Raw genomic sequence first — 1,130 nt, forward strand, 5'->3', positions numbered from 1 at the left:
TCTATGGCGACGGAACAAGTGAAGATATTACGGTTCCATATAAGGTTGAATCAACCAAAGATGGTAGCGTTAAAGCAAGTCAAGATGTTAAATACACCAAAGGTGAAAGCGTCCCAGAAGATGCCAAGAGCGTATTAACTGGTGTACCAAGTGATGCCACAGTAACTTGGACTAAGAAGCCTAATACTGAAAGTGTTGGTAGTGGCAACGCAACAGTTCACGTAGTCTATGGCGACGGAACAAGTGAAGATATTACGGTTCCATATAAGGTTGAATCAAGTAAAGAATCTGACGGTACAAATATTACCAAGTCAGACACTAACATTTCATACAAGAAGGGTGATTCTGTAACAGATACCGATGCAGCTAAGACTTTAAAGAATGTACCAAGTGATGCTAAAGTAACTTGGTTAACTAAGCCAGATACCAGTGAAATCGGTAAAGGTAAGTCAGCTAAAGTTGAAGTAACCTTTGGCAATGGCGATAAGCAACAATATGATGTAACTTATGATGTTGAAGATGATACTCCGGTTGATCCATTGGCTAAAGTTGCTAAAGTAGACACGCCACTTGTATACAAGAAGGGTGATACTGTAACTGATACTGATGCAGCCAAGACTTTGAAGAATGTCCCAGAAGGTGCAAGTGTAACTTGGGCTGATGGTCACAAGCCAGATACAGCAAGTTTTGGTAAGGGTAAGTCAGCACAAGTAGTTGTTACTAAGAATGGCCAATCTAAGACCATTGACGTAACTTATGACGTTGATTCATCTAAGGACATCGAAGGTAAGAATATTACCAAGTCAGACACTAACCTTTCATACAAGAAGGGTGATTCTGTTGCAGATACCGATGCAGCTAAGACTTTGAAGAATGTACCAAGTGATGCGACAGCAGCTTGGATAACTAAGCCAGACACTAGTGAAATCGGAAAAGGTAAGTCAGCTAAAGTCGAAGTAACCTTTGGTAATGGTGACAAGCAACAATACGATGTTGTTTATGATGTGTTTGGGAAACCTAAGTCTTCTGGGGATGAAGATCAAGATCCACTTTCAGAAGTTGTACCAATTAAAGTTGCCCCAAAGTTTGAAGAAGGCAAGCCTGTAACAGATACCGATGCAGCTAAGGCT

At 40.7% G+C, this 1,130-nt stretch carries 1 protein-coding gene; it reads left to right on the plus strand.

Features of this window, described 5'->3' with window-relative positions; translation table 11 throughout:
• Window positions 1-1,130, plus strand: a 1,130-nt coding sequence (locus H628_RS07795; protein WP_027825672.1) for a Rib/alpha-like domain-containing protein, incomplete at both ends; no start/stop codon positions are given.

It is taken from the genome of Lactobacillus psittaci DSM 15354 (genome assembly GCF_000425905.1).
Taxonomy (GTDB): domain Bacteria; phylum Bacillota; class Bacilli; order Lactobacillales; family Lactobacillaceae; genus Lactobacillus; species Lactobacillus psittaci.